The following is a 26,887-nucleotide window of genomic DNA, read 5'->3' on the forward strand; positions in this document are numbered from 1 at the left end:
TGTCACTTTACCGCCGGTGGGCAAGGCAGATTCTCCCCGACCGCCTCGACATTCGTATTCAACAGCGTCGCGGCGAAGCCCTTGTCGCTCTGGATCGAGACGGCATAGTCGACCTGCCGCAGATTGGCGCCCGCATCAGCGAAGCAGCGGAGCGGCAACTTGATCGTCGAGACCTGCCCCTTTGGTGCCGCCTTGACCGCCGCCGAGACGTCGAACGCCTTGCCGCCGAGCGCGAGGCTGACCGGCGCGCTGCCCACTGCATCGATCCGCCAGTCGACGCGTAGCGCGAAGCTGTTGTTCAGCTGGCGCGACAGGTCGGCATAGGGTCCGCTAAGGTGCAGCGCGGCGGGACCGGTCCAAACGAAGGATTTGCCGTCCTCCTGCGCGCGCACATCGACCGAACGCGCAGCGATGAGCCCGCCGGGGCTCGATACGGGCGGAGATTCCACCGGGCGCGATCCGCCCGCATCGGTGACCGTCAACACCCAAGGCGCGCGCGCGCGGCCGCCCGAGAAGAAATTCTCGACATTCAACGCCGCCGCAATGTCGACGCCCAGCTCTTCCGAAAGCTGCGGGACCGTCGTGCTCGCGCCATATTTCAGGCCGTAGCCGACCGCGAACTGCGGCTTTTCGACGGGCGATCGCGCATCGGCGGGCCAGGCGAAAGGCAGCGTGCCGGTAAAGCCGCGCACCGTCTTGCCATCCTTGCCCGCGACGAGCACGTCCGCGACGCCGGCGCCCTGCGACCCCGGCAGCCAGCCCGCGACGAAGGCATCGGCGGCGTTGATTTCGGGGTTGGTGAACATCGGCCGCCCGGACAGGAACAGCGCGACCACGGGAATGCCCGCGGCTTTCAGCTTCTTCAGCGTCGCGAGATCGGTCGCCTCGGTCGGCTGATAGTCGAGCGTCGCGACGTCGCCCTGGAATTCGGCATAAGGCGCCTCGCCGAACACGACGATCGCAACGTCGGGTTTTTCCTTATAGACGCCGCCGTCGGACAGCGTCGCGACGCCGCCCGCATCGCGGACCGCCTTGTCCAGCGCCTCCCAGATCGTCTGGCCGTTGGGGAAGTCGGCGTGGGTAACATCGGTCCCCTGCCAGCTGATCGTCCAGCCGCCCGACTGGATCGCCATGCTGTCGGCCGCGGGACCGGTGACGAGCACGCGCGCGCCGGGCTTGATCGGCAGGACGCTGCCGTTGTTCTTGAGCAGGACGAGCGACTTGGCGACCGCTTCGCGCGCGACCGCCAGATGCTCGGGCGTGCCGACGGCTTTCACGATGCTGCGGTCGACATGGCCTTCGGGGAACAGGCCGAGCTTGTATTTGACGCGCAGGATGCGCCGCACCGCATCGTCGAGGCGCGCCGCTGATATCGTCCCGTCCTTCGCATGTTTCAGCGTGCTGTCGTAAAGCCCTTTCCAGCTGTCGGGGGCCATGAACATGTCGAGCCCGGCGTTGATCGACTGCGCGCAGTCGGTGACGCTGCATCCCGCAACCTGCCCATGCCCGTTCCAGTCGCCGACGACGAAGCCCGCAAAGCCCATCCTGTCCTTGAGCGCGTCGGTCAGCAGCCCTTTGTTGCCGTGATGCTTGACGCCCTGCCAGCTCGAGAAGCTGGCCATCACGGTCAGCGCCCCGGCGTCGATCGCGGCGGGATAGCCCATCGCATGTTTCGCGATCAGTTCCTTCTCGTCGACCTTGGCATCGCCCTGGTCCTTGCCCTCGAACGTCCCGCCATCGGCGAGGAAATGCTTGGCGGTCGCGGCAACATGTGTGCCGTCGACCGTTTTGCCCGCGGCCAGCGGCCCCTGCAGCCCCAGCACCATCGCCTTGGCATATTCGGCGATCAGCTTCGGGTCGGAGGCATAGCCTTCGTAGCTCCGCCCCCAGCGCAGATCCTGGGGCACCGCGAGTGTCGGGGCAAAGGTCCATTCGATCCCGCTGCCCGCGATTTCCGCGGCGGTGACCGCGCCGATGCGCTGGATCAGCTCGGGATCGCGCGCGGCGCCGAGGCCGATATTGTGCGGAAACAGCGTCGCGCCGGGGATATTATTGTGGCCGTGGACGGCATCGACGCCAAAGATGATCGGGATCGCGACGCCGTTCGCCTGCGGGCGCGAGGACACCGCGCGGAAATCGCCGACCAGCTTCGCCCAGTCGGCGGCGGTCGAGCGTTCATTGCCGTTCGGGCCGCTGTTTCCACCGGCGAGGATCGAGCCGAGCGGATAGGTTTCGAGATCCTTGGGCGTGATCGTGCTGATGTCGCCCTGGATCAGCTGGCCGACCTTTTGCTCGATCGTCATCTTCTTGATCAGCGCGTCGATCCGCGCCTCGGTCGCAGCGTCGGTGATGGCCGCGGGACTTTTGGCCGCGGGCCACAATTCGGGATGGACCTTGGCCGCTTCGGCTCCAGTGGTTTGCGCGGTCGCGGTTGCCGTTCCTGCCAGCAGCAGCGCGGTCGCCATACCCATTGCCTGTCGGCGCATCGTCTCTCCCATTCCTCGCATGTGAACGTTATCAATATTCATTTCGCATAGCGGGTGGATGAAAGCAAGCGCTCTGTTTTTTGAGTTATATCAGCGCAGGCGCGGCATCGTCGCGAGCAGCAGCACCGCGATCGCGGAGAGCCCTGCGAGCAATAGGAAAAGCGCGTCGAACCCGAACCCCGGGACGAGCGAGATCGTCAGCCACGGCATGATCAGCGACGGTACGGTGTTGGTCAGATTGAAGATGCCAAGGTCGCGCCCGCGCCGGTCCGACCGCGGCAGGATGCGCAACGTCTGGCTGCTATGCAGCGACAGGAACACCGTCGACGCGATGCCGAAAACGAGATAGCTCGCCTTCGCCGCGTCGAGCCCCGTCGCCAGCGCCATCCCGACCATCCCGAGGCTCGACACCGCCGCCGCGGCGACAAGCGGCACGAAGGGTCGGTCGGTGCGGTCCGCCCAGCGGCCGGCCGCCAGCGCGATCGGGATCGCGATCGTCAGCGCCATGCCGAACAATCGCGCCTTTTCATTGTCGTGCATGCCGGGATCGATCGAGCGGAACCAGAAATAGAGATAGGCAAACAGCGCCGCCTCGGCGATCTGGACGAGCAGGCGCGCCAGCCACATCCGCACCGCCGGGCCGGTCGGCCGCCGCCGCGCCTCCCCAACTGCGCTCGCAGCGGGCGGCGCGGTGAGATCGGGGAATGCGCGCGGGCGGCCAAGCAGCAGCACCGGCAGGACGGCGCTTGCCACCAGCAGCGCGATGACCACCAGCCGCTGCTCCGCCGACACCAGCCCCGGCCAGGTGACGAGCCATCCCGACCAGCCGCCGAGCGCCGGCGAAAAGGCGAGCAACCCACCAAGCAGCCCCTTCTGTTCGTCGGGAACGAGGTCGCCCGCCCATGCGGCGAGCGGCCCGAGCATCATGTTGAGCGTGAGCTGCCAGGCGACGATGATCGCGACGAGCGACCAGATATTATGCGCCAGCGGAACGACCAGCAGCAAGGCGATCGTCAGGACCAGCCCCGCCAATATCCAGCCGCGCCGATTGCGCGTCAGATCGCTGAGCCAGCCGAAACCGATGCCGCCGGCGCTCGCCGCGACGGCACCGAAAAAGGTGACATAGCCCAGCGTCTGGACGTCGGCCGTCCCCGCCAGCTCGGTCATGCGCCCGGGCAGCCAGATCGTCAGGAAGGGAACATAGGCGATCGCCCCGCCCGCCGACGCGAGCGCATAAAGCAGGAGGAAAGGGAGAGACTGGCGGCGCGGAGGCGCGGCTTCAGCCATCGACGGCGACAGGCGGCGCGGCGGTCGATCCGCGCTGGACGAGGCCGCCCTGCACGCGCGTCGGTTCGGTCGGGCGCGGCGCCCCGCGCTGCGCCGCGATGATCAGCTCGACCGCGCGCGACGCGGTTTCGGCGACCGGCTGGTCGACCGCGGTCAGCGCCGGCTGGGTGAAGCGGACGACCGGCGTGTTGTCGAAACTGACGATCGACAATTGTCCCGGCACATCGATGCCGAGGTCGCGCGCGACCTCCAAGGTCGCGAGCGCCATCTGGTCGCTGCTCGCGATGATCGCCGTCGGCGGATTGGCGCCGCCCAGCAAGTCCCGCGCCGCGGCGGCGCCCGACGCATAGGTAAAATCACCCTCGGCAAGCAGCCCGTCGGTAGAAAGCCCCGCCGCCGCCATTTCGCCTTCCCAGCCGTCGATGCGCCAGCGGCTGAGGCTATATTCGGGCGAGCCGGGAATGAACCCGATGCGCTGGTGGCCAAGGTCGATCAGGTGCCGCGTCGCGCGCCGCGCCGATCCTTCGTCATCCATCGTCAGCGCGATGCCTGCCGCGCCGCCGCGCGATCCGATGCGCGCGAACGGGATCTTCTGCTGGTCGAGCAGCCCGACGATCAGCGGATTGTCCGAATGCGGCGGGGTCAGGATCACCCCGTCGGGCTGGAGCGCCGCGATCGCCGCGCGCAGTTCGCGCTCGACATGATCATTGTGCGTGTCGACCAGCTCGAAGATCATGCGGTAGCCATATTCGGCGCATTTCAGCATCCCGCCGAGCAGCATCTGGTCGACCCAGTCGACACCCTGCCGCCCCTGCCAGTCGGCGATCGTGCGTTCGCGGTCGTTGATCGCGAGGATCAGGTAAGAGCGCGACCCGCTCATCCGCTGCGCCGCGATCGACGGGACATAGCCGAGCTTGTCGATCGACGCCTGGACGCGTTCCTTCATTTCGGGCCGGACATTGGGCTCGTTGTTGATGACGCGGCTCACCGTTTGCAGCGACACCCCCGCGTCGGCTGCAACATGCTTGATCGTAACCGACTGCCGCCGACGCCCCATTATCTTTCCCGGCCCCCTATCGTGTCGCAATCGCTAACCGCATCGTCGCCACAATGCCAGCCACTAACCCGTTCTGCTTCCATAATTTCCGCCATTTACGCCGCTTGCGGGACGGCCGCGCCGCAATAGCGGGCGACATAATCCTGATGCGCGGGCAGGCCGGCGACCGTCTGGCGCACCTCGCTGCGGATCGCCTCGAGCAACCGGTCGAGCTCGTCGTCGCGCAGCTTTTCGGCGATCGGGTGATGGCTTTGCGGCTCGATCCCCTGCCCCATCATCACCTGCACCCAGCTGTTTTCGGCGAACAATTCCTCATTCTTGCGGAACACGCGGCCGGTTTCGCGGAACAGCTCGATCTTCTGCGCCAGCGTGTCGGGGATCGGCATCGCCGCGCAATGACGCCAGAACGGGCTGTCGCGGCGGTTGGTCACCTTGTAATGGAGGACCAGGAAATCGCGGATTTGCAGCATGTCCTGCATCTGCTGCTCGTTGAATTCGGCGACGTCGCGCTCGCTGACCCGCCCCGCGGGCAGCATACGGATGAAGCGCAGCACCGAACGCTGGATCAGGTGGATCGCGGTCGATTCCAGCGGCTCCATGAAACCCGCCGACAGCCCGACGGCGACGCAGTTACGATACCATTGCTTGCGCCGCGTGCCCGCGGTGAAGCGCAGGACATTGGGCTCGGTCAGCACATCGCCCTCGATATTGCCGAGCATACGGTCGAGTGCCGCATCCCTGCCCAGATAGCGGCTGCAATAGACGATGCCGTTGCCGGTACGGTGCTGGAGCGGGATGCGCCATTGCCAGCCCGCGTCGTGCGCCATCACGCGCGTATAGGGGACCGGCGGATGGACGTTCGGGGTCTGCAGCGCGATCGCACTGTCGCACGGCAGGAAGTTACTCCAGTCGTCGAACCCGGCGTGGAGCGCGCCTTCCATCAACAGCGCGCGGAACCCCGTGCAGTCGATGAACATATCGCCCTCGATCCGCCGGTCGCCGTCGAGGACGAGCGCCGCGATATCGCCGCTTGTCCCATCGAGCTCGACGCGCGCGATCTTGCCCTCGATGCGCTTCGCTCCGTCGGCCTCGGCCAGCTCGCGCAGGAAGCCCGCGTAGAGCCCGGAATCGAGCTGATAGGCGTAATTCATGCGATCTTCGGGCAAATGCGCGAACTTGCCCGCGATCGCGGCCTTCAGCTCCATGCAATAATCGTCATAGGGCTGATCGTGCCCCTTGGTGCGGCCATAGAGCCAGAAATGCTGGAAGCCCGCCGACCAGTGATCCTTGCCGGTCAGGCCGAAGCTGTGGAAATATTGCGTCCCCAGATCCTTCCAGTCGTCGAACAAGATGCCGAGCTTGAAGGTCGCCTGCGTCGCACGCATGAAATCGGCTTCGTTGATGCGCAGGATGCGGTTGAAATTGACCAGCGGCGGAATGGTGGACTCGCCGACGCCGATGGTCCCGATCGCTTCGGATTCGACGAGGGTCAGGTCGACCGCCTGCCCCAGCGTGCGCGCGATCGCCGCCGCGGCCATCCAACCCGCGGTGCCGCCGCCCGCAATCACGATGCGCTGGACGCGTTTATCTTCATTCATCGGCTGAGTGTCCTCAACAGGAAAGCGCGGAGACGCCCGGCGCTTTCGGGGGTGAGCCGCGCGAGGATGCTGCGCGCCTTTTCGGGAATATGGTGGGTGACCCGGTCGTCATTCTCGAACACATAATGGTCGAACAGCTCGCGCCAGATCGCCTTGTCGTCGGGCGGCAGGTCGCGGATCGCGAGGATTGCGTGGTTGAGCGCGACCTGCGGCTGCCCCAGCCAGGCGGGCGTGCTGCGCCACCAGTAATTGACCAATACATTGAAGCCGGCGAGCCCTTCGACATGGTGCCACCACATCGACGGGATGAAGATCGCGTCGCCGGGTTCGAGTTCGATCGTCTGCGCCTCGGCCATCGCATCGACGAAGCGCGGGAAGGCCGCGAGGTCGGGCGCGTCGAAGTCGACCATGCTCACCGCGCGGCCCGCGGGCGTGTTGTCGATCGGGCCGAGATAGAGGTTGCGGAACTGGTGCGGCGGAAAGAGCGTAAAGCGGCGTCGTCCGACCGCGCAGCAGGCGAGATTGTCAGGAAAATCATTGTGCGCGGCGATCTTCGTACGCGTGCCGATCCAGATGCTCTTCAGCGGATCGCGCGTGCCGAGGTCGACCGAATTCGCTTCGTCGAGCCTATCGAAATGCGACGGGATGTCGATCGACGCGAGATAGACGGTGCGGCTTTCGCCCTGTTCCTCGGCGGCATCGATGCCGCCGAAGATGTCGGCGAGCTTGCCCGTTCCGATGCGGAAATTCATCTCCATCTCGGCGTCGTAGAACAGCCGCCCGTCGTGGCCGGGCGCGCCGATCGACACCTTGAACGGACGGTCGCGCGCATGACCCAGCAGATAGCGCCGTGCGTCGCGCGCCGACCGTTTGCCCGCCTCGACCAGCGGCCAGTCGGCCACGAGGCCGCGGAGGACAAAGGGCTCGCGCGCGCCTTCCAGCAACGCGTCGAGCCCCGCCCCCTTATTCCATTCGCGCTCGGCCACCGGCGCGAGGCGGTCGTATATGGCGCGGTCGCGCTCAGCCACCGGCTAGCCTGCGGTTCTTGCGCGCGACGAGCACCGACAACTGCGACAGCGAGGCGAGCGCCATGAACATCGGCATCAAATGCCCCGCCGCGTGGAGCGCGCCAAGGGCCTCGCCATCCAGCGCGCGCAGCTTCGCCTCGTCGATGATGTGGAAGCCGACGAGCGAATGGATCGCCCCGTCGTCGAGCGTGACTTCGAGGCTGAAGGGTTCGAACAGGTCATAGGCGAGCAGCGCGTCGTAAAAGGCACCGCTCTCGCGATAGCCTTCGTCGAGGTCGCCGAGCCGCTCCGCGATATCGTCGAGATAGGGCGTCGCCATGCCGTCGGTATCGAACAGCCGGATGCCCTCGCCGGTCGCGGCGATGCGCGGATGGTCCATATCGATGTGAATCTGCCCCGGACCGCCGCCACTCGCGGGCCGCCCGATCAGGAACGGCTGGATCGCGGCCGACAGCGGGCGATAGCGCGCATCCCAGCGGTCGCCATCGAGGAACAGATTCTCGCCATTCTCGAACCCGAACATCGCGAGCGCGGTAAATTCCTCGCGCCCGGTTTCGCGGCGGAAGAGGATCGGGAAATGCGCCTGCACGCGGCGGAACTCGCTCGGCACCGTCAGCGTCGCCATGATGTCGTCACCCAGCTCTGCTCCCGCGTCGGTCCTTATACGCAGGTCGCGATGGGTCTTGTTGTCGAGGACGGCGTGACGGGTCATCAAATTCCTTTCCTATCGCGCCGCGGCTTGGGCACCGGGCGCGAGGGCGTCGAGATAGTCGCGATTGGCGGGCAGCGCCGCGGCGAGCGCGCGGGCGCGCTGCCGGTTCTCGGCGAGCAAGGCGGCGGCGCGCGCGCTCGCGGGCAGATCGGCGGGCACCGGATAGCCCATGCCATAGAGGATATATTGGTGGCTTTCGGCCGAGAAAATCTCGTCGACGCGCGGGAAGTCCCATGCCGACGGCGGCTGGTCGCGCCACAGCTGCAGCATCTCCGTCAGGCGCGGCGGCATATGCGCGGGGTCGCGCTGCGCGCGCCAATAGGGTTCTTCGCGCCGGCTGAGAGCATAGTGGAGCTTAAGGAACTCGACGATGCGATCCCAGCGATAGCGGAATAGCTCGTTGAACCGATCGGCATGGATCGGCATCGCCGCGCGGCTTGCTGGAAAATTGTCGATGAGCGCCTTCAGCGACAATTCGATCATCACGATCGCCGACGCCTCCAGCGGTTCGATGAAACCCGCCGACAGGCCGACGGCGACGCAATTGCCTTCCCAAAACCGCGCACGGTGCCCGGTCGGAAAGGTCAAGCGCCGCGCCGGGACGTCGGGTGCATCGGGCAGGACGCGCGCGATATAGGCGCGCAGCTCCGCCTCCGCCGCATCGTCTTCCATGAAACGGCTGGCATAGACGCAGCCGATGCCGCGGCGGCCCGGCAGGCCGATGTCCCAGATCCAGCCTGCAGCGTGCGCGGTCGACACCGTCTGCGACGCGATCGGGCTGCCCGGCGCGACCGGAACCTGCGCCGCGAGCGCGCGGTCGTTGAACAGGACATCGCCGCGATCGATCCACTCGACGCCGAGATGATTGCCAATCAGCAGCGCCGCATGCCCACTGCAATCGATGAACAGGTCGCCCGCAATGTCACCGTTCTGACGCGTTGCGACCGATGCGATGCCCCCCGCACCGTCGCGCGCCACATCGACAACATGATCCGCTATATGGCGCACCCCGAGCCGCTGGACGGCATGCGCCGAAAGCAGCGCCGCAAACTTCCCCGCATCGAGGTGATAGGCGTAATTCGCCGCCCCCTGATAGTCGGGCATCGCGCGCTGTCGTGGAGCCAGATCAAGGTCGCAGATATGCGCCTGCGCGGTCATCGCCGCCGCGAACGGCAGGTCGGGCGCGCCGGTCTGCCAGGCCGCGAGCAGCTCGGCGGTCGATGCGGAGGGAGGCGACGTGAACGGGTGCAGATAGCGGTCATCCGCGGAGCCGGTCATCCAGCCGTCAAAGCGCGATCCCTGTTTGAACGATCCGTCGCAGGCGGCGAGAAATTCACCCTCGCCGATCCCGATCGCCGCCAATGTCGCGCGCATCGTCGGCCAGGTGCCCTCGCCAACCCCGATCGTCGGAATGTCGGGCGCCTCGATCAGCGTGACGTCCAGCTTTGCGGCGCGGCGCGCGCGGGCGATAAGGCAAGCCGCGAGCCAGCCGGCGGTGCCGCCGCCCACGATGACAACCCTCTCGATCCCGCTATTCATTACCGTCGATCCTAAGCCAGCTTATCACCGCCGTCACGCAAAAGAGCCGCACCCCGAAAGGTGCGACCCTCTTGCCTGCGACCCGGCGGACATGGCCCACCGCCTTAGAAGCTGAACCTGACCCCTGCCGCGTAGCGGGCGAAGCCCGGCTGCACGAAGGTGACATTGTTCTTGTGACGAAGATGCCCGCGGCGCCCCTCGCCGGTGAGGTTGATCGCCTCGACGAAGCCGGTCAGGCCGGGGATGAACTCGTAGCTCGCGCTCGCGTCGATCTGCCAATATTCCTCGGTATAGAAGGGGTTGGGCCCCGTTCCCGCGAGAAATTCATCGCGCCAGTTCCACGCGACACGCGCCTGAAGCCCGTTCTTGTCGTAATAGGCGACCGCGTTGGCGCTGTCGCTGAGCCCGGTCAACGCGAATTGCGGCACCGACGACGGCTGGGTGTTGTCGTATGTCGCGTCGCCGTCGACCTTCGTATAGTTCAGGATCACGCCGAAACCCGTATCCCAGAAGCTGTGCTGGAGCGCGAACTCCCAGCCGTTGAGCGAGGCCTTTTGATCGCTGTTGATCGGTGTCGTGATCTCGAAATTGACGAGCGGATCACCCGGCGCGGCGTTGATGATATTGCCCGTGACCGTGCTCGGGAAATTGGTGATGATATATTGCCGGATTTGGCCGACCGTCGCATTCGCGCCGAGCGCGGCCAGCGCCGCGTTCCAGCGCGGTCCGCCGATCGGGGTTGTCAATCCGAAGGCATTGGCGTCGATGCGCGTCGACGAGATGAAATTGCTCACATCCTTGTGGAAATAGCCCACCGAAATATAGCTGTCGCGCGCATAATACCATTCGGCCGACAGATCGATATTCTTCGACTTATAGGGGATCAGCCCCGGGTTGCCCTGCGCACCCGTGCCGCCGCCGACGCGGAACAGCGTATCGATCGTGCGTCCACCCTGCATGCTGGCATAGTCGGGGCGCGTGATCGTGTGGCTGTACGAGGCGCGCAGCTTGACATTCTCCATCGGCGAGATGTCGAAATCGACCGCGGGCAGCCAATTGTCGTAGGACCCTTTGAAGCGCGTGAAATCGCTGTCGCCCGAAAAGACGACGTTGAGCTCATTGTCGCCGACCCAGCGTGTGGTCGTCGGCACCGGCACCAGCGCCGACGACGCAATGTCGGTCGTTTCGTACCGGATGCCCGCGACGAAATGCGCCGGGTTCTGGAACAGGTCGAACACGGTCGCGACTTGCAGATAGGGCGCCAGCGTCTTTTCCGAAATACGCCGGTCGGTGTTGAAATTGGCAAGGCACGTGCCCGGCTGAGCCGAACCAGTGGCGGGATTGCTGCACGTCTGGAAATTCTGTTCGACCAGATCGGCCATGCGCTCAAAATCGAAGCTGTAGAAGCTCTGGATCATCCCCGTCTGGGCGAGTCCGGGGAATTTGTCGGGCAGCGTGACGAGCGTGAAGATATCGTCGGGAATGCTCGACGCCGGCCCCGCTCCGCCCCATGTGTCGTCGTTCTGGATCGTGCCGAACGCCGAGCGCACCTTGCTGTCGACGTAAGACACGCCGAAATCGATGCTGTCGAGGAAGCCGCCGTCATGGTCATATTGACCACGCAGCTGCACCTGGTTGATCCGGTTGCGGAAGAAAGCGTTGCGGAACGCATTGCCGGTCGGCGTGATCAGCGACGGGTTCAGCGGATCGATACCGGGGAACATATTATAGGAAATGACCGGCAGATCGTTCTCGAAATTGACCGTCTGGTTCTGGACGCCGAAGACCGCATTGCCCAGCGACATGCTCGACCCGAACCGGTTGACCGGATTCACCTCGGCGGTCGAATGATGGCCGTCGAGTTCGAAGGTGACGCCGCCCGGCCCCTTCCATTCGAGGTTGACGCCCAGCGAATTGTTCTCGGCGCGATTTTCGATCAGCGCGCCGCTGTACGACAAATCCTTGCCGCCATAGAGCGCGTTCGGGCCGGGAACGCCAGTGGGCGCGGCGAACCGCTCGGTGTAGAAGAGCGGGCCGGCGACGGGGCCGTCGGTCCATGCGCTCGACGTGTCTTCGTGGTTGAACCACACGCCGACATTGCTGTTGCGCGTTTCGACGGTGTTGCGCGAATAGATATAATCGACCGTCGCGGTGAACGCGTCGCTCGGGCGGAACTGCAATACCGCCTGGCCGTTGATGCGCTCGCGATTAATGTCCTCAAGAGCGTAGGACGCATTCTGCGGCACCTGATAGACGTCGGTCGGATCGGGACGGTTGGTAATGTTCGCCGCGCGCGGCGTGCCGGGCTGCGCGAGCGAGCCCCAGTTATTCTCGCTGCCGAGATAGCCGTCGCGCCAACCGACGCTGGCAGTGTTCGTGCTCGACTTGCGCTTCTGGTACGAACCGACGAGCGCAATGCCGATCGTATCATCGGCAAAGGTGGTGCTGAAGATGCCCGATACTTCGGGAGTGATCGGCTTGCCTTCGTTACGCGAGCTGTCGTACACACCCTTCATCGACAGGCTGCCACGCATCCCGGGATTGTCGAGCGGGCGCGGCGTGCGGATGTTGACGACCGAGCCGATCCCGCCCGATTCCATCGTCGCGCGGCCGCTCTTATAGACTTCGACCGCCGCAATGCCTTCGGACGCGAGATTGGCGAAGTCGAACGAACGCGACGACGGGGCGCTACCACCGTCACCGATCAGCGCGGTCGGCATCTGGCGGCCGTTGACGGTCACCAGGTTGAACTCGGGACCGAAGCCGCGAACGGTGATCAGCGAGCCTTCGCCATTCTGTCGGTCGATCGACACGCCGGTGATGCGCTGCAGCGATTCGGCGAGGTTGGTGTCGGGGAATTTGCCGATGTCTTCGGCCGAGATCGCGTCGACGACGCCCTGCGCCTCGCGCTTGATATCGGCTGATGCGGCGAGGCTGGCGCGGATGCCAGTGACGACGATCTCGTCGCCGTTCACTTCGCCTTCGGCCGGCGCTTCCTGCGCGGCGGCCGCTTGCGCCATGCCCATCAAGGACAGCGCCGACGTGCCGACCAGAAATTTGGCAAACCACTGCTTTTGAGACGCCCGCATCCCCATTCCTCCCAAATAGCCGCTCTTTTTTTGGCAGCATTCCGTTATGTGAACGTTATCTAAATGGGAACGTTCTCATTGTCAACGCAAAGGCTGTGGCATTTCGGTCACAATATTACAGATTCTGTGCCGCAAACGTATGCAACATAATAAGGGAAAGTCCGCTATCAGCGGCTCCAGCGTGCGAAAATCGCGGTCGGGAGCAGCAATCCCCGCGCCTCTTCGCGCACCGCGAGTTCGCCGCACTCGACCTTGCCGGGCAGGTCGGCGAAAAGCTGCGCCAGCAACTCGCCGATCGCGAGCGCCGACATGCGCACCGCATAGACGGTGAGGAAGAGCGCGCGGCTGTCGGCGTCGAGCAACTGGCGGCAATCGGTGAGCAATGGCGCCAACCCCTCCTCGAGCTGCCAGCGTTCGCCGGTCGGGCCGCGGCCGAATTTGGGCGGATCGAGCAGGATCGCATCGTAGCGCTTCTCGCGCCGGACCTCGCGCGCGGTGAACTTGCCTGCATCGTCGAGGATCCAGCGGACAGGCTTGTCGGCCATATCCGCGAGCGCGGCATTCTCGCGCGCCTGCCCCACCGACTTCTTCGACGCATCGACATGCGTGACCGATGCGCCCACCGCGGCGAGCGCCTGGCTGCCGACGCCGGTATAGCCGAACAGGTTCAGGAAGGCGGGGTCGGGCTTGTCGGCGACTTGGCTGCGCAGCCAGTCCCACACCGGCGCCATGTCGGGGAAAAAGCCGAGGTGGCGAAAAGGCGTGCACTGCGCGGTGAAGCGCGTTTCGCGCCATGCGAGCGGCCAGCCTTCGGCGGGCACGGGCTTGTTATAATACCAGCGGCCGCCGCCGTCGTCGTCCGACGCCGGGACGAACTCGCCATCGGCGGCGTCCCACTCGCTGGCGGGCAGCGCAGGCGCCCACATCGCCTGCGGTTCGGGACGGATGAAGCGATAGCGGCCATAGCGTTCGAGCTTGCGCCCGTTCCCGCTGTCGACCAGACCATAATCGTCCCACGCCTCACCGACGAGCGTGACGAGGGGCAGAAGATCAGCCACGCGCCGCTTCCGCGAGGACAAAGGCCTTTACCGCGTCATAGTCGCCCGGCAGGCGCGTATAGCGTTCCTCGCGGTCGAACAGATTGCCGAGCCGCGCGGGGAGCGGCGGGCGCACGCCGGTCGCGCGCTCGACGGCTTCGCGGAACTTCGCCGGATGCGCGGTCGCGAGCGTGACGACGGGAATATCGGCATCGATCTCGAGCGCGCGCGCCGCCGCGAGGCCGACCGCGCTGTGCGGATCGATGATCTGCCCGCCATGTTCCTGCGCCCAGCGCAGCGCGAGCGCCATCGCATCGCCGTCGATGCTCGCGCTGGAGAAGAGCCCGCGTGCGCCCGCGAGCATGTCGGCGGGGATCGTCATCGCGCGGTTCGTGTCGAATTCGCCCATCATGCCGGTGATCGCAGCGCCGTCGCGGCCCGCGAGGTCGAACAGCAGCCGTTCGAAATTGCTGCTGACCTGAATGTCCATGCTGGGGGTCGCAGTGGCGGTGACCGTGCCCGCGCTATAGTCGCCGCGGGTGAGCGCGCGGTGGAGGATGTCGTTGACGTTCGTCGCGACGACGAGCTTTGCGATCGGCAGGCCCATCTGCGCCGCGACATAGCCCGCGAACACGTCGCCGAAATTGCCCGTCGGGACGCTGAACGCGATGGGGCGGTCGGGACCGCCAAGCCGGACGGCAGCGTAGAAATAATAGACGACCTGCGCCATCAGCCGCGCCCAGTTGATGCTGTTCACTGCCGACAGTGTGACCTGGCTCCGCGCCTCTTCGTCGCCGAACAGCCGCTTCACCATCGCCTGCGCGTCGTCGAAGCTGCCGTCGATCGCGATATTATGGACGTTCGGCGCGAGCACCGTCGTCATCTGGCGGCGCTGGACGTCGCTGACCCGGCCTTCGGGGTGGAGCATAAATATCTGGATATGTTCGCGCCCCGCGACCGCCTCGATCGCCGCCGACCCGGTGTCGCCCGAGGTCGCGCCGACGATCGTGATGTTCGTATCGCCGCCGGCGAGGAACTTTTCGAACAGCTCGCCGAGCAGCTGCAACGCGACATCCTTGAACGCGAGCGTTGGACCGTGGAACAGTTCTAGCAGCCAATGGCGGTGATCCAGCTGGACCAGCGGCGTCACCGCATCATGGCTGAAGCGGCCGTACGCGGCGCGGCAAAGCGCGCGCAGTTCGTCCTCGGTCAGCACGCCCTCGACGAAGGGCCGCATGATCCGCACCGCGGTTTCGGCATAATCGAGCCCCGCGAGCGCGCGGATTTCGTCGATCGACATCTGCGGCCATTTCGCCGGCACATAGAGGCCGCCGTCGCTGGCAAGGCCGGCCAGCGTTGCGGCACGAAAGTCGAGGGTCGGCGCAGAGCCGCGGGTGCTGATATAGTCCATGACGGACAGCGCCTAGCGGCGCGCCGTCACGGCTGCAAGCGGCGGCGGACCGCGAGGATGTAGATAATCAGCGCAACGATCGCGAAGAAGAACCATTGGAATGCATAGGCAAGGTGATTGTTCGGCGTATCGTCGGCCGAGGGCACCGCGCTGGCCCGCAATCCCGCGACCGGTTGATCGGCGATCAGCATCGCGCGCGCGGGCATCGCCTTGCCCATCGCGCGTTCCATCACCGTCGGCTGCCCGGGTCCGGGAACGATCGTCCCCTGCACCGTCCCGCCCGTCCATTCGGGCGGCGTGAAATTGTCGCCGATCCCGACATCGACAAGCACGCCCGGCCCTTCGGCGCCGGTCCGGCAATCGGCGATCATGCGAATGCCCGACTTGCCTTTGATGTCGGTGCCGCTGCGCGGGTCCCAGTGCACGGGTTCGAGGCAGACGACGCTGCTCTTGCGATAGAGGAAGGCGTCGGGAACGGGCGGCAGCTCGGGATAAGCGACCATCGACGACATCGCCACATTGCGCTGGTAGAGCGCGATCAACGCTTCCTTCTCGCTCTTGCGCTGCAACTGCCAGACGCCGAGCGCGATCATCACTGCGACTGCGGCGAGCACGAGGATCGTCGGGATCAGCGGCCAGCGCCGCGTCGGCTGTTGGGCAGGTTCAGTCATTCTTGTCCACCTTACGGCCTTCGGCGGCCTGACGCTGATGCTCGCTTGCCAAAAGCGCACCCTTGCCGACGCGCAGGCCATAGATCACCGCAGCGGCGGTGAGCGGCACCCACAGGATGATATGCACCCACAAAGGCGGCCGCACCATGGCATCGAGCGTCAGCGCGATGGCGATGAGCAGCGCGCCGATGATCAAGGTCAGGAACGCCGCGGGGCCGTCGCCGACATTGTAGCGGCCATAATCGAGCCCGCAGCTTTCGCATTTCGCGCGGAACTTCACCGGTCCGTCGAACAGCGTCGGCGCGCCGCATTCGGGGCAGAGACCAAAAAGGGCAGCGCGCCAGACCGGCGGCTGCCCCTTTTGAATGTGATCGCCAGCCGGCAATTTAGTGCGCGGCGATCGGCGCGCCCCAGCCGCCCCAGACATAGACGATGATGAAGAGGAACAGCCACACCACGTCGACGAAGTGCCAATACCAGGCGGCGGCTTCGAAACCGAAATGCTGCTGCGGGGTGAAGTGGCCCTTGTAGGTGCGCACCAGGCAGACGATCAGGAAGATCGTGCCGACGAGCACGTGGAAACCGTGGAAGCCGGTCGCCATGTAGAAGGCCGAGCTGTAGTTGCTCTGACCGAAGCCCCACGGCGCGTGCATATATTCATACGCCTGGATCGACGAGAAGACCGCGCCGAGGATGATCGTCAGCCACAGGCCCTTCTTGAGCCCTTCGCGGTCGCCGTGGATCAGCGCGTGGTGCGCCCAGGTGATCGTCGTGCCCGAGCAGAGCAGAATCAGCGTGTTGAGCAAAGGCAGCGAGAAGGGATCGATGACTTCGATGCCCTTCGGCGGCCACATGGTGATCGCGGCGGCGCCATCCTGGCCGAAGAGCGAGGTGACCGCGCCTTCGGCATATTCGATCGGCACCGGGAAGAGCGAGAAGTCGAACCACGCCCAGAACCAGCCGACGAAGAACATGACTTCGGACGCGATGAACAGGATCATGCCGTAGCGCAGATGAAGCTGGACGACCGGAGTGTGGTCGCCGGCATGCGCTTCGTTGATGACGTCCGACCACCAGCTGAAGAAGGTCGCGATCACGCCCATGAAGCCGAGGCCGAGGACCCACTTGCCGATGCCGCCGAAATAGTCGGCGTGCATCGCCATGACGAGCCCGAAGAACATCACGAGTGCAGCGAACGAGCCGATGAGCGGCCAGACGCTGGGATTTACGAGGTGGTAGTCATGATGTTTCGCACCGGACATGGCGTGTTTCCCGTTTTTAGCAGCCCCAGCATGATGATTCCCCATCATCTGCCGGTCTTGTTAGACTCTTGTTCGCGGCCTTAGCTCGCCTTTTTACCCTCGTCTACAGGGTGGAAGGTGTAGCTGAGGGTGATTTCCTGCACGTCGCGCGCGTCGGGGTCGTCCATGATCTTGGGATCGACGAAGAACAGCACCGGCATGCGCATCTGCTGCCCCGGCTCGAGCCGTTGCTCGGTGAAGCAGAAGCATTGGATCTTGGTAAAATATTTGCCCGCCTGATCGGGCGTGACGTTGAAGCTGGCGGTCCCGACGACGGGATGCGCCGAATTATTCTCGGCGATAAAGATCGCCATGTCGCGCGCGCCAATGCTCACCGTATCGGTCGGATGCTCGGGATAGAATTTCCACGGCAGGCTCGGCGAGACATTGGCGTCGAAGCGGACCGAGACCGTCTGGCTTAATATTTCGGGCTCGGCCGCCGCCGCGACCGGATCGTAACGCTGCGTCGTACCGCCGAAGCCGGTGACGCGGCAGAACAGGTCGTAGAGCGGCACCGCCGCGAACCCGAGTCCGGTCATCGCGAGCGCCATCAACGCCGCGAGGCTTGCGGTCTTCGCGTTCGGGGACATGCGCCCGATCATGAGAAAATCTGCATCTTGGCGATGGTGATGAAGAAAAAGAGGATCGCCAATGCGCCCAGCATCCACGCCATCAGGTTCGCGCGGCTGCGCTGACGGCGGCGATATTCGACCTCGTCAAACGGTTCGTTCGGAGTTTCTTCGGTCATAGCGGCCACCAATGGTCGGCGACGACAGCGCCGAACAGAATGAAAAGATAGGCGATCGAATAAGCGAACAGGCGCTTTTCCGGTTGCATCAGGTCGCCCTCGCCCGTGGTGCGCGTGCCGACCTGGACCGACAGCAGGACGAACACAGCCGAGAGCACCACCGCGGTCCAGCCGTAAAGCGCGCCGGTATAGCCGAGCGGCCAGGGCGCGATCGCGGCGGCGGCCATGATCAGCGCATAAAAGAGGATCTGGCGCCGCGTCGATTTCTCGCCTGCGACGACAGGCATCATCGGAATGCCCGCGGCGGCATAGTCCGAGCGCATGAACAGCGCGAGCGCCCAGAAATGCGGCGGCGTCCACAAGAAGATCAAGAGGAAGAGCAGCACCGGCAGCGGCGCGATCGAACCCGTCGCGGCGACCCAGCCGATCAGCGGCGGGAAGGCGCCCGCCGCACCGCCGATGACGATATTCTGCGGCGTCCGCGGCTTCAGCCACATCGTATAGACGAAGACGTAAAAAAGGATCGAGGCGGCGAGCAGCAAGGTCGCCTGCCAGTTCGATGCGAACAGCATCAGGAACAACGAAAAAGCGGCAAGCCCGACGCCGAACTGCAACGCAGTCTGCGGGTCGAGGCGCCCGGCGGGAAGTGGCCGGCCCGCGGTCCGCTTCATCTTCGCGTCGAGTCCGGCCTCATACCATTGGTTGAGCGCGCCCGAAGCCCCTGCCCCCAGCGCGATCGCGAGGATCGACGAGAAAGCGAGCACCGGCGGCACATGACCCGGCGCCGCGAGCAGGCCGCATAAGGCGGTGAACACCACCAGCGACATGACGCGCGGCTTCGTCAGCGCGAACAGGTCGCGCCAATCGGCGGGAAGTGCCGTTTCGCCGTGGGTCAGGCTCTGCGCCATATTTACTCCGGCCCGAAGGGCTAAGCCCCCTGCCGGATGTCAGCAGGGGGCGAAACCAATCAGGCGATAAACGTCACGCGATCCGGGGCAGTTCGTTGAACTGGTGGAACGGCGGCGGGCTCGACAGCGTCCATTCGAGCGTCGTCGCGCCTTCGCCCCACGGATTGTCGGCGGCCTTCTTGCCCGCGAACAGCGAGTAGCCGATGTTCAGGAAGAAGAAGAGCATGCCGACGCCCATGATCACATAGCCGAACGACGAGACGTAATGCCAATAGGCATAGGCTTCCGCATAGTCGGGGTAACGGCGCGGCATGCCCTGCTGGCCCAGGAAGTGCTGGGGGAAGAACATGACGTTCACGCCGATGAAGAAGACCCAGAAGTGCAGCTGGCCGAGCAGCTCGCTGTACATCCGGCCCGACATCTTCGGGAACCAGTAATAGAAGCCGGCGAAGAGCGAGAAGACCGCGCCCAGCGACAGCACATAGTGGAAGTGCGCGACGACATAATAGGTGTCGTGCAAATTGGTGTCGACGCCGCCATTGGCGAGCACGACGCCGGTCACGCCGCCGACGGTGAACATGAAGATGAAGCCGAGCGACCACATCATCGGCGTCTTGAACGTCATCGAGCCGCCCCACATGGTGGCGATCCAGCTGAAGATCTTGATGCCCGTTGGGACCGCGATGACCATCGTCGCGGCGGTGAAGTACATCTTGAGGTTCACGCTCATGCCGACCGTGAACATGTGGTGCGCCCACACGATGAAGCCGACGACGCCGATCGCGACCATGGCGTATGCCATGCCGAGGTAACCGAACACCGGCTTCTTGCTGAAGGTCGAGATGATCTGGCTGACGATGCCGAAGCCCGGCAGGATCATAATGTACACTTCGGGGTGGCCGAAGAACCAGAAGAGATGCTGATAGAGGACGGGATCGCCGCCGCCGGCCGCATCATAGAAGGTGGTGCCGAAGTTGCGGTCGGTCAGCAGCATCGTGATCGCCGCAGCGAGCACCGGCAGCGCGAGCAACAGCAGGAAGGCGGTGACGAGCACCGACCACACGAACAACGGCATCTTGTGCAGCGTCATGCCCGGCGCGCGCATGTTGAAGATGGTGGTGATGAAGTTGATCGCACCAAGGATCGACGCCGCGCCCGCGAGGTGGAGCGAGAAGATCGCCATGTCGACCGCGGGACCGGCCGAACCGCTGGTCGACAGCGGAGCATAGACCGTCCAGCCGGTGCCGGCGCCGTTGCCGCTGCCGCCCGGAACGAACATCGAACCGAAGAGCATGACGAACGCAACCGCAGTCAGCCAGAAACTGACGTTGTTCATGCGCGGGAACGCCATGTCGGGCGCGCCGATCATCAGCGGCACGAACCAGTTGCCGAAGCCGCCGATCATCGCGGGCATGACCATGAAGAACACCATGATCAGGCCGTGCGCGGTGATCATCACGTTCCAGAAATGCTTGCCCGCAACCTCGTCGCCCGCGCCGCCCAGCATATGGGCCCAGCCCGAAAGATACTGAACGCCGGGTTCGGCGAGTTCGAGGCGCATCATGCCGGAAAGCGCGCCGCCGATGATGCCCGCGAGGATCGCGAAGATCAGGTAGAGCGTGCCGATGTCCTTGTGGTTCGTCGACATGAACCAGCGGACAAAGAAGCCGGGCGTATCGTGATCATGGTCGTCGTGCGCATGGGTGTGGCCGTGCGCGGGTGCAGTCGCTGCGATATCGGTCATCTGTCGGACCCCTTAATTAATTCTTGGCGGCCGGCGCGGCGGCGGGCGCCGCTGCCGGAGCAGCTTCGGTCGTGACGGCGGCCGGCGTCGCAGCCGGAGCGGCGGCAGCGGGTGCCGGTGCGGCAGCGGCGGGAGCCGCGGCGACCGGACCGGCCGGGTTGCCGCCCTTCGAGCGGACCCACGCTTCCCACTTGTCGACCGGAAGCACTTCGACGGCGATCGGCATATAGCCATGATCGACACCGCACAGTTCCGAGCACTGGCCGTAATAGACGCCGACCTTGTTCGCGGTGAACGTCGTTTCGTTGGCACGGCCGGGGACCGCGTCCATCTTGGTCCAGAAGGCGGGAACAGCGAAGCTGTGGATGACGTCGGCGCCGGTGATGATCAGCTTCACCTGGCGGCCGACCGGAACGACCATGCGGTTGTCGACGGCGAGGTGATAGGGCTCGCCAGCGGCCTTCGCCTTGTCTTCGGGCAGGATCTTCGAGACAAATTCGCCGATGCCCTGGTCGGGATAGGCATAGCCCCAATACCACTGGTAACCCGTGACCTTGATCGTCAGCGCTTCCTTCTTCGGCGGTTCATATTGCGCCGCGAGCAGGCGGATCGACGGCACCGCGATCACCGCGAGGATAAGGACCGGGATCGCGGTCCAGATGATTTCGATGAAGGTGTTGTGCGTCGTCTTCGACGCCACCGGGTTCGCCTTGGCGCGAAAGCGGAACATCACCCAAAGCAGGAGGCCGAGGACGATCAGCGTGATCACCGTGATGACGGGCAGCAGGATGACATGGTTGAACCAGTAAGCCTGTTCGCCGATCGGGCTGACCTGCGGCTGGAAATCGATGCCCGCGTCGACCGGCTGGCCAACCCCGGGGGTCGGCTTCATCGGGACGTAGGTTGCATCGCCAGCCGGCGCCGCAGCGGTCGTCGCGACCGGTGCCGCCGCCGGAGCAGCCGCATCGGTGGCGACCGGAGCCGGATTCGCCGGAGCCGTTGCGGCGGGTGCTTCGGCCGGAGCCGTTGCGGGTGCCTGCGCATGGCCGGCGCCCACCGCGCCCAGCGACAATGCCGCCGCAATTACAAGGGTTTTCAAGCTCTTCATAAGGATAGTGCCGCCCGTTGCCTGTTGTTCTTATTGATGCCCCATCCCCTCTTCGACAGCCGCCGGACACGCGTCGCGGCAGCCTGCCAAGGGGCTGAATCTCGCGGGCGCTATAGACCCGCTTGCCGCTTGCCTCAAGCATCTCTAACACTATTTTGCGGCTGGATAATCTTCGCCGCCAAAACCCGGTCGCCCATGATGAGCGACGCACAGGACAAAAGAACAACTCCTCCATGACCGATGATGAAATCCTGGCCGAATTCCGCGCCGCCGACGCCCTGCTCCAGGGCCACTTCCTGCTCTCCTCGGGCCGCCACAGCGAATATTATCTGCAGTGCGCGCGCGTATTGATGGACACCGAGCGCGCCGGACGGCTCGCCGTCGCGCTCGCCGCGAAGCTGCCGCGCGACCTGAAACAGGCAATCGACATCGTCGTCTCGCCCGCGATGGGCGGCGTCATCATCGGGCATGAAATGGGCCGCGCGCTCGGCAAGCCCGCGATTTTCGTCGAGCGCCCGACGGGCACCTTCGAACTGCGCCGCGGCTTTACGATCGACCCCGGCGCCAAGGTGCTGATGGTCGAGGATGTCGTGACCACCGGCCTGTCGTCGCGCGAGGCGATGGAGGCGGTGCGCGCCGCGGGCGGCGAAGTCGTCGCCGAAGCCGCGCTCGTCGACCGTTCGGCGGGCAATGTCGAACTCGGCGTGCCCTTCTATCCGCTCGTCGCGATCAATTTCCCGACCTATGCGGCGGATGAATTGCCCGAGACGCTGGCAGGAAGTGAAGCGGTGAAGCCCGGCAGCCGGAGCAAGGCGGCTTGACCGGCGCCTCCCCTGCCCGTCTGCGGCTCGGCGTCAACATCGACCATGTCGCGACGATCCGCAACGCACGCGGGGGCGAGCATCCCGACCCGGTGCGCGCGGCCGAAATCGTCGCGGCGGTCGGCGGCGACGGCATCACCGCGCATCTGCGCGAAGACCGGCGCCATATCCGCGACGACGATCTCGCGCGCATCCAGGCCGCGACCGACCTGCCGCTGAATCTCGAAATGGCGGCGACCGACGAGATGCTCGAGATCGCGCTGCGCCATATGCCGCATGCGGCATGCATCGTCCCCGAAAAACGCGAGGAACGCACGACCGAGGGCGGGCTCGACGCGGCGGGACAGCACAATCATCTCGCGCCGATCGTCTCGCGGCTTAACGATGCCGGCATCCGTGTCAGCCTGTTTATCGAACCCGACGCGCGCCAGATCGAGGCGGCGATGCGCCTCCGCGCGCCCGTCGTCGAATTCCACACCGGCCGCTACGCGCATGTCGAGGGCGAGGAACGCGCCGCGGAACTCCGCCGCCTCGCCGACGCCGCCGCGCTCGCGTGGAAAAATGGCATCGAGCCGCACGCGGGCCACGGCTTGACCTATGAGAATGTCGTCCCCGTCGCCGCGATCCCGCAGCTCGCCGAGCTCAACATCGGCCATTATCTGATCGGCGAGGCCATCTTTACCGGGCTCGATCCCGCGGTGCGCCGAATGCGCGCGTTGATGGACGAGGCGCGAGGCGCGCTGTGATCATCGGCCTCGGCTCCGACCTCTGTAATATTGAGCGTATCCAGAAATCGCTCGACCGCTTCGGCGAGCGCTTCGAGAATCGCGTCTTTACCGAGGTGGAAAAGGCCAAAGCAGCGCGGCGGCCGTTCACCCGCGCTGGAACCTATGCCAAGCGCTTCGCCGCGAAGGAAGCCTTTTCGAAAGCCGTCGGCACGGGCTTCAAGCGCGGCGTGTTTATGAAGGACATCGGTGTCGTCAACGCACCGTCGGGCGCCCCGACCCTGGCGCTCACCGGCGGCGCCGCCGAACGGCTCGCGCAAATGATCCCATCGGGTCACACCGCGCATATCCATTTGACGCTGACCGACGACCATCCGTGGGCGCAGGCTTTCGTCATCATCGAAGCAATCAAGGACTGACAATATATGGCGAAGGACAAGACAAAGGATGACGGGAGTTGGGGCAAGCTGATCCGCGATGTCGTGGTGATATTGCTGCTCGTGCTCGGCATCCATAGCTGCGTCGCCAAGCCCTTTTATATCCCGTCTGATTCGATGATGCCGGTGCTGCGCAACGGCGACCGGCTGATCGTCAGCAAATATCCCTATGGCTGGTCCTATTCGTCGGTGAGCTTCCACCTGGCGCCCAAGGTCGCGGGCCGGCTGTTCGGCAAGTTGCCCGAACGCGGCGACATCGTCGTGCTCGAACATCCGGTGACGCGTATCGACTATATCAAACGCGTGATCGGCCTGCCCGGCGACACGATCCAGCTCCGCAACGGCGAACTCAGCATCAACGGCAAGCCGGTGAAGCGCGAGGTCCAGCCGATGCTGCCGATCCCCGTCGATCCCAATCTGCCCGGCCCCGACAGCAGCCTGTTCCGCTTCGTGAACCGCGATGCGAAAGGCAAGGAAGTGCTCGAACTGCCGATCGTGCGAGAGACGCTGCCCGGCGGCGCGACGTTCGACACAATCGACATGGGCCCCGGCTATGCGACCGACGATTATGGTCCGGTTACCGTGCCTGCCAATCATGTCTTCCTGATGGGCGACAACCGCGACGGCAGCGCCGACAGCCGCGTCGGAACGAACCAGAAAGGCCTCGGCGGCCCCGTCCCCTTCGACGCGATCGCCGGACGCGCCGAGATCATCAGTTTTTCGACCGACGGAACCGCCGAGTGGTATAACCCATTGAGCTGGTTTAATGCCTTGCGATCGGGGCGCGCGGGAACCGACCTGCGCCCCGAGCGTCAGGGCAGCTAACACAACGGGGAACACGACATGGCGGCGACAAGGAAGACAACCGGAACGCGCGCCGCCACCGCCGCCGCGAAGGCCGATGCGCACAGGGAGGCCCCCGGCCCCACCGAGATCCGCAGCCAGTTGGTCCGCACCGAGCTGTTGAAAGCCGGTGTCTGGATCGGCCTCGCGCTGCTTATCGGCCTGTGCATCGTCCTGATCCAGCCGATCCTGCTGATCTTTGCCGGCATCGTCATGGCGTCGATGCTCGACGGCGGGGCTCGCCTGCTCGGCCGCGTGCTGCCAATCGCGCGCGGCTGGCGGCTGCTCATCGTCTGCCTGTCGCTGCTCGCCTTCCTTGTCTGGACGATCATGTTCGCGGGTTCGCAGATCGCCGATCAGGCCGCGACCTTGCAAACCGTCGTGATGGCACAGATCGAACGCATCGCCGCCTGGGCCAGCGATCATGGCATGGGCAATCTGGAACTCGATACCAAGACGATCACCGACAATATCGCGGGCACCGTCGGCCGCGTCACCGCGGCGGTGGGCACCGTGCTCGGCGGACTCACCAGCCTGATTATGATCCTCGTCCTCGGCATCTTTATCGCGATCGAGCCGCGGCTCTACGAGCGCGGCGTCGCGTGGATGCTGCCGATGAAAAGCCGCGAGAATTTCTACATCACCACCGCGCGCATGGGCTTCACGCTGCGCCGCCTGATGGCGGGCCGCCTGCTCGGGATGCTCGTCGAGGGGATCGGGACGTGGCTCGCCTGCCTTGCCGTCGGCATCCCGATGGCCGCGCTGATGGGGCTGCTCACCGGCCTGCTCGCCTTCATCCCCAATATCGGCGCGATCGTGTCGGGCGTACTGCTCGTCCTCGTCGGTTTCTCGGCGGGGACCGACACCGGCTTCTATGCGATCCTGATCTATTTCGTCGTCCAGACGGTCGACGGCTATCTGATCGTCCCGATGGTCGCCAAGAAGACGGTCGACCTCGCCCCCGCGCTCGTGCTCGGCGCGCAGATCCTGTTCGGCGCGCTGCTCGGCCTCATGGGACTGTTCCTCGCCGACCCGATTATCGCGATGATCAAGGTCGCGCTCGAACGCGAAGCCGAGCGCAATGCCGACACGGCCAATACGAAAACGGCGGCGGGCACCTGAGCCCACCGCCGCTTCGATTTCGTCGAGACCCCTCGCTTATTGCTGCGGGGGCATACCCGGCGGCGGACCAGCCGGGCCACCGGGGCCACCCTGCATCATCTGTTGCTGCTGCATCATCTGCTGCTGTTGCTGCATCTGCTGCTGCATCGCGCGAACCTCGGCCTCCGAACGGAAGTCGAGCAGCGTAACAGTAAAGTGCAGCGTACTGTTCGGGGGGATCGGCCCGGTCTCCCGGTCACCATAACCAAGCTGCGGCGGAATGGTGATCTTGTATTCGCCGCCCTTTTTCATGCGGATCAGTGCGTCGGAAAAGCCCTGAACGACCCCTGCGACCTGCATCGGCGCCTGTTCGTTGGCGTCGAAGACGGTGCCGTCGTCGAGCTTGCCTTCATATTTGACCAGCACGACGTCGGCCTTGGTCGGGCTCGGCCCGGTGCCTTCCTTCACGACCTCAAACCCGATGCGCGGGGTCATGTGCCAGGCGAAGGCCGCGCCCGCGACCAACAGCGCCGCGAGGCCAAACCACATCAGCCACAGGCCGCCCTTGCTCACCGGACGCAATGGAACCGTCGTTACGCTCATCTTGGATGATCCTTCCGCTGCCCCGGCCGGGGCGAAAATGCTGGCGAGGCCTATAGGCCGTGCGGCGCGGACCGGTCCAGAGGCAATATGCGAGGGCAGCGTTTATCGCCAATGTCGGTTTTGGGGTGGGAAGCGGTCGTAGCGCCACTCCACTTACGTCATCCCGGGCTTGACCCGGGACCCGCCTTTTCCTTCAAGAAGGCAGGCCCCGGATCAAGTCCGGGGTGACGATGATCGATAAGGCACCTTCCGGTCGAAAACCGCCACCCCGCCCCGCGCAAACGAAAAAGGGCGCCGCGTTGCCGCGGCGCCCTTTTCACGATCAGGATCCCGAACGGGAGACGGTCTTACTTGATGCCGTCGCGCTCCATCCGCTTGCGCTCCATCTTGCGGGCGCGGCGGACAGCGGCGGCGTGCTCACGCGCGCGCTTTTCGCTGGGCTTCTCGTAATGACGGCGCAGCTTCATTTCGCGATACACGCCCTCACGCTGCAGCTTCTTCTTGAGCGCGCGAAGGGCCTGGTCGACATTATTGTCGCGAACGATGATCTGCATACGCCGTGTCGTCTCCTGTTCGTCAAAACGATTTGGGGCCACCGGGTAACCCGGTTTGCCGTAAATCGCCGATATTCGG

Annotated in this window: 25 protein-coding genes; 5 read left to right on the forward strand and 20 right to left on the reverse strand. The window is 65.0% G+C overall.

What is annotated here, in order from left to right:
* Positions 1–2: 2 nt before the first annotated feature.
* The 18 genes from V8J55_RS15345 to coxB all read right to left on the reverse strand — a co-directional run bounded on the left by V8J55_RS15345 (position 3) and on the right by coxB (position 21,724).
* Positions 3–2,486: a glycoside hydrolase family 3 protein gene (locus tag V8J55_RS15345; protein WP_336446465.1), complete on the reverse strand. Its 2,484-nt coding sequence runs from the start codon at positions 2,484–2,486 to the stop codon at positions 3–5.
* A 90-nt stretch (positions 2,487–2,576) separates the two neighbouring features.
* Complete coding sequence (locus tag V8J55_RS15350; RefSeq protein WP_336446466.1) at positions 2,577–3,773, reverse strand: MFS transporter; 1,197 nt, start codon at positions 3,771–3,773, stop codon at positions 2,577–2,579.
* On the reverse strand, positions 3,766–4,830 hold the full coding sequence (locus V8J55_RS15355) for a LacI family DNA-binding transcriptional regulator (RefSeq protein WP_336446467.1): 1,065 nt from the start codon (positions 4,828–4,830) through the stop codon (positions 3,766–3,768). Before V8J55_RS15355 ends, V8J55_RS15350 begins: the two co-directional genes overlap by 8 nt.
* Before the next feature lie 95 nt (positions 4,831–4,925).
* On the reverse strand, positions 4,926–6,428 hold the full coding sequence (locus V8J55_RS15360) for a tryptophan halogenase family protein (RefSeq protein ID WP_336446468.1): 1,503 nt from the start codon (positions 6,426–6,428) through the stop codon (positions 4,926–4,928).
* On the reverse strand, positions 6,425–7,456 hold the full coding sequence (locus V8J55_RS15365) for a cupin-like domain-containing protein (RefSeq protein WP_336446469.1): 1,032 nt from the start codon (positions 7,454–7,456) through the stop codon (positions 6,425–6,427). The genes V8J55_RS15360 and V8J55_RS15365 overlap by 4 nt, the downstream gene beginning before the upstream one ends.
* Positions 7,449–8,168, reverse strand: a complete 720-nt coding sequence (locus V8J55_RS15370) for a SapC family protein (RefSeq protein ID WP_336446470.1) — start codon at positions 8,166–8,168, stop codon at positions 7,449–7,451. The genes V8J55_RS15365 and V8J55_RS15370 overlap by 8 nt, the downstream gene beginning before the upstream one ends.
* Before the next feature lie 12 nt (positions 8,169–8,180).
* Positions 8,181–9,707 carry a tryptophan halogenase family protein gene (locus V8J55_RS15375; protein ID WP_336446471.1) on the reverse strand — a complete coding sequence of 509 codons (1,527 nt, stop codon included), beginning with the start codon at positions 9,705–9,707 and terminating at the stop codon, positions 8,181–8,183.
* Positions 9,708–9,811: 104 nt separating this feature from the next.
* On the reverse strand, positions 9,812–12,796 hold the full coding sequence (locus tag V8J55_RS15380; RefSeq protein ID WP_336446472.1) for a TonB-dependent receptor: 2,985 nt from the start codon (positions 12,794–12,796) through the stop codon (positions 9,812–9,814).
* A gap of 167 nt (positions 12,797–12,963) precedes the next feature.
* A complete protein-coding gene (locus V8J55_RS15385) occupies positions 12,964–13,842 on the reverse strand; it encodes a class I SAM-dependent methyltransferase (RefSeq protein WP_336446890.1) in 879 nt (292 codons plus the stop codon).
* A gap of 4 nt (positions 13,843–13,846) precedes the next feature.
* On the reverse strand, positions 13,847–15,244 hold the full coding sequence (gene thrC, locus V8J55_RS15390) for a threonine synthase (RefSeq protein WP_336446473.1): 1,398 nt from the start codon (positions 15,242–15,244) through the stop codon (positions 13,847–13,849).
* A 26-nt stretch (positions 15,245–15,270) separates the two neighbouring features.
* Positions 15,271–15,915: an SURF1 family protein gene (locus V8J55_RS15395; protein ID WP_336446474.1), complete on the reverse strand. Its 645-nt coding sequence runs from the start codon at positions 15,913–15,915 to the stop codon at positions 15,271–15,273.
* Positions 15,908–16,300 carry a DUF983 domain-containing protein gene (locus V8J55_RS15400; protein WP_336446475.1) on the reverse strand — a complete coding sequence of 131 codons (393 nt, stop codon included), beginning with the start codon at positions 16,298–16,300 and terminating at the stop codon, positions 15,908–15,910. Before V8J55_RS15400 ends, V8J55_RS15395 begins: the two co-directional genes overlap by 8 nt.
* A 1-nt stretch (position 16,301) precedes the next feature.
* On the reverse strand, positions 16,302–17,177 hold the full coding sequence (locus V8J55_RS15405) for a cytochrome c oxidase subunit 3 (protein ID WP_336446476.1): 876 nt from the start codon (positions 17,175–17,177) through the stop codon (positions 16,302–16,304).
* An 80-nt stretch (positions 17,178–17,257) separates the two neighbouring features.
* Complete coding sequence (locus V8J55_RS15410) at positions 17,258–17,806, reverse strand: cytochrome c oxidase assembly protein (protein ID WP_336446477.1); 549 nt, start codon at positions 17,804–17,806, stop codon at positions 17,258–17,260.
* Positions 17,807–17,814: 8 nt separating this feature from the next.
* The gene (locus tag V8J55_RS15415; RefSeq protein WP_162835104.1) at positions 17,815–17,964 is read right to left on the reverse strand and encodes a hypothetical protein; all 150 of its coding nucleotides are present in this window, start codon (positions 17,962–17,964) and stop codon (positions 17,815–17,817) included.
* On the reverse strand, positions 17,961–18,872 hold the full coding sequence (locus V8J55_RS15420) for a heme o synthase (RefSeq protein WP_336446478.1): 912 nt from the start codon (positions 18,870–18,872) through the stop codon (positions 17,961–17,963). Before V8J55_RS15420 ends, V8J55_RS15415 begins: the two co-directional genes overlap by 4 nt.
* Before the next feature lie 73 nt (positions 18,873–18,945).
* Complete coding sequence (gene ctaD, locus V8J55_RS15425; RefSeq protein ID WP_037510294.1) at positions 18,946–20,616, reverse strand: cytochrome c oxidase subunit I; 1,671 nt, start codon at positions 20,614–20,616, stop codon at positions 18,946–18,948.
* A 16-nt stretch (positions 20,617–20,632) separates the two neighbouring features.
* Complete coding sequence (gene coxB, locus V8J55_RS15430; RefSeq protein ID WP_336446479.1) at positions 20,633–21,724, reverse strand: cytochrome c oxidase subunit II; 1,092 nt, start codon at positions 21,722–21,724, stop codon at positions 20,633–20,635.
* 233 nt (positions 21,725–21,957) lie between these two features.
* Here coxB and pyrE point away from each other — a divergent pair, with 233 nt between their 5' ends.
* Genes pyrE through V8J55_RS15455 form a run of 5 tightly spaced genes read left to right on the forward strand, consistent with a single transcriptional unit; the run spans position 21,958 to position 25,672 of the window.
* A complete protein-coding gene (gene pyrE, locus V8J55_RS15435) occupies positions 21,958–22,545 on the forward strand; it encodes an orotate phosphoribosyltransferase (RefSeq protein WP_336446480.1) in 588 nt (195 codons plus the stop codon).
* Positions 22,542–23,291, forward strand: coding sequence for a pyridoxine 5'-phosphate synthase (locus V8J55_RS15440; RefSeq protein ID WP_336446481.1), 750 nt, complete (start codon positions 22,542–22,544; stop codon positions 23,289–23,291). The genes pyrE and V8J55_RS15440 overlap by 4 nt, the downstream gene beginning before the upstream one ends.
* Positions 23,288–23,689, forward strand: a complete 402-nt coding sequence (gene acpS / locus V8J55_RS15445) for a holo-ACP synthase (RefSeq protein WP_336446482.1) — start codon at positions 23,288–23,290, stop codon at positions 23,687–23,689. Before V8J55_RS15440 ends, acpS begins: the two co-directional genes overlap by 4 nt.
* Positions 23,690–23,695: 6 nt before the next feature.
* Positions 23,696–24,532, forward strand: coding sequence for a signal peptidase I (gene lepB / locus V8J55_RS15450; protein ID WP_336446483.1), 837 nt, complete (start codon positions 23,696–23,698; stop codon positions 24,530–24,532).
* Positions 24,533–24,550: 18 nt separating this feature from the next.
* Entirely contained in the window at positions 24,551–25,672 is a 1,122-nt protein-coding gene (locus V8J55_RS15455) for an AI-2E family transporter (protein ID WP_336446484.1), read from the forward strand.
* 36 nt (positions 25,673–25,708) lie between these two features.
* Here the strand turns inward: V8J55_RS15455 and V8J55_RS15460 are convergent, their stop codons facing one another.
* Positions 25,709–26,254 carry an FKBP-type peptidyl-prolyl cis-trans isomerase gene (locus V8J55_RS15460; protein WP_336446485.1) on the reverse strand — a complete coding sequence of 182 codons (546 nt, stop codon included), beginning with the start codon at positions 26,252–26,254 and terminating at the stop codon, positions 25,709–25,711.
* A gap of 347 nt (positions 26,255–26,601) precedes the next feature.
* Positions 26,602–26,808, reverse strand: coding sequence for a 30S ribosomal protein S21 (rpsU, locus tag V8J55_RS15465; RefSeq protein ID WP_037510267.1), 207 nt, complete (start codon positions 26,806–26,808; stop codon positions 26,602–26,604).
* Between the last annotated feature and the right edge of the window lie 79 nt (positions 26,809–26,887).

It is taken from the genome of Sphingopyxis sp. CCNWLW2, assembly GCF_037095755.1.
GTDB lineage: Bacteria > Pseudomonadota > Alphaproteobacteria > Sphingomonadales > Sphingomonadaceae > Sphingopyxis.

Excerpts from the sequence above, each read along its gene's own strand:
- V8J55_RS15420 (WP_336446478.1), bottom strand. The coding sequence starts at position 18,872 with ATGGCGCAGAGCCTGACCCACGGCGAAACGGCACTTCCCGCCGATTGG.
- V8J55_RS15350 (WP_336446466.1), bottom strand. The coding sequence starts at position 3,773 with ATGGCTGAAGCCGCGCCTCCGCGCCGCCAGTCTCTCCCTTTCCTCCTG.
- V8J55_RS15375 (WP_336446471.1), bottom strand. The coding sequence starts at position 9,707 with ATGAATAGCGGGATCGAGAGGGTTGTCATCGTGGGCGGCGGCACCGCC.
- lepB (WP_336446483.1), top strand. The coding sequence starts at position 23,696 with ATGGCGAAGGACAAGACAAAGGATGACGGGAGTTGGGGCAAGCTGATC.
- V8J55_RS15455 (WP_336446484.1), top strand. The coding sequence starts at position 24,551 with ATGGCGGCGACAAGGAAGACAACCGGAACGCGCGCCGCCACCGCCGCC.
- rpsU (WP_037510267.1), bottom strand. The coding sequence starts at position 26,808 with ATGCAGATCATCGTTCGCGACAATAATGTCGACCAGGCCCTTCGCGCG.
- thrC (WP_336446473.1), bottom strand. The coding sequence starts at position 15,244 with ATGGACTATATCAGCACCCGCGGCTCTGCGCCGACCCTCGACTTTCGT.
- V8J55_RS15360 (WP_336446468.1), bottom strand. The coding sequence starts at position 6,428 with ATGAATGAAGATAAACGCGTCCAGCGCATCGTGATTGCGGGCGGCGGC.
- V8J55_RS15370 (WP_336446470.1), bottom strand. The coding sequence starts at position 8,168 with ATGACCCGTCACGCCGTCCTCGACAACAAGACCCATCGCGACCTGCGT.
- V8J55_RS15395 (WP_336446474.1), bottom strand. The coding sequence starts at position 15,915 with ATGACTGAACCTGCCCAACAGCCGACGCGGCGCTGGCCGCTGATCCCG.
- pyrE (WP_336446480.1), top strand. The coding sequence starts at position 21,958 with ATGACCGATGATGAAATCCTGGCCGAATTCCGCGCCGCCGACGCCCTG.
- ctaD (WP_037510294.1), bottom strand. The coding sequence starts at position 20,616 with ATGACCGATATCGCAGCGACTGCACCCGCGCACGGCCACACCCATGCG.
- V8J55_RS15355 (WP_336446467.1), bottom strand. The coding sequence starts at position 4,830 with ATGGGGCGTCGGCGGCAGTCGGTTACGATCAAGCATGTTGCAGCCGAC.
- coxB (WP_336446479.1), bottom strand. The coding sequence starts at position 21,724 with ATGAAGAGCTTGAAAACCCTTGTAATTGCGGCGGCATTGTCGCTGGGC.
- V8J55_RS15380 (WP_336446472.1), bottom strand. The coding sequence starts at position 12,796 with ATGCGGGCGTCTCAAAAGCAGTGGTTTGCCAAATTTCTGGTCGGCACG.
- V8J55_RS15345 (WP_336446465.1), bottom strand. The coding sequence starts at position 2,486 with ATGCGCCGACAGGCAATGGGTATGGCGACCGCGCTGCTGCTGGCAGGA.
- V8J55_RS15460 (WP_336446485.1), bottom strand. The coding sequence starts at position 26,254 with ATGAGCGTAACGACGGTTCCATTGCGTCCGGTGAGCAAGGGCGGCCTG.
- V8J55_RS15415 (WP_162835104.1), bottom strand. The coding sequence starts at position 17,964 with ATGACCGAAGAAACTCCGAACGAACCGTTTGACGAGGTCGAATATCGC.
- V8J55_RS15405 (WP_336446476.1), bottom strand. The coding sequence starts at position 17,177 with ATGTCCGGTGCGAAACATCATGACTACCACCTCGTAAATCCCAGCGTC.
- V8J55_RS15410 (WP_336446477.1), bottom strand. The coding sequence starts at position 17,806 with ATGTCCCCGAACGCGAAGACCGCAAGCCTCGCGGCGTTGATGGCGCTC.